The sequence below is a fragment of the Bradyrhizobium uaiense genome (assembly GCF_010811875.1).
Classification (GTDB): Bacteria; Pseudomonadota; Alphaproteobacteria; order Rhizobiales; family Xanthobacteraceae; genus Bradyrhizobium; species Bradyrhizobium uaiense.
Genome location: NZ_VKHP01000670.1, coordinates 1 through 266, shown reverse-complemented (window position 1 = coordinate 266; position 266 = coordinate 1). Strand labels below are relative to the sequence as shown.

At 65.0% G+C, this 266-nt stretch carries 1 pseudogene; it reads right to left on the bottom strand.

Going from position 1 to position 266, the window contains the following annotated elements:
- Window positions 1–266, bottom strand: a pseudogene (locus FNJ47_RS47015) (IS5/IS1182 family transposase); the annotation flags it as partial.

Genomic DNA, 266 nt, shown 5'->3' with positions numbered 1-266 from the left:
TGGCCGCCCTTCGGAGACGTCACGGGGGTGGCGATACTGACCTTGCAGCCGAACTCGTAGGGCGCGCGGGCCTTACCCTTGCCGATGCACTCGACCTCCGGGGCGTGCAACGCATAAACCCTTGGACCGCGTTGGTGCCGATCCTGGCTGCGCACCTGCTGCGCTAAACCGAGCAACGGGCCGAAGCGAGCTTCCAGCGCTGTATCGCCATCAATCTTGCGGCGGATGTCGCGGATGATCCGGCCGATCCCTGTCCGCAGGAACTT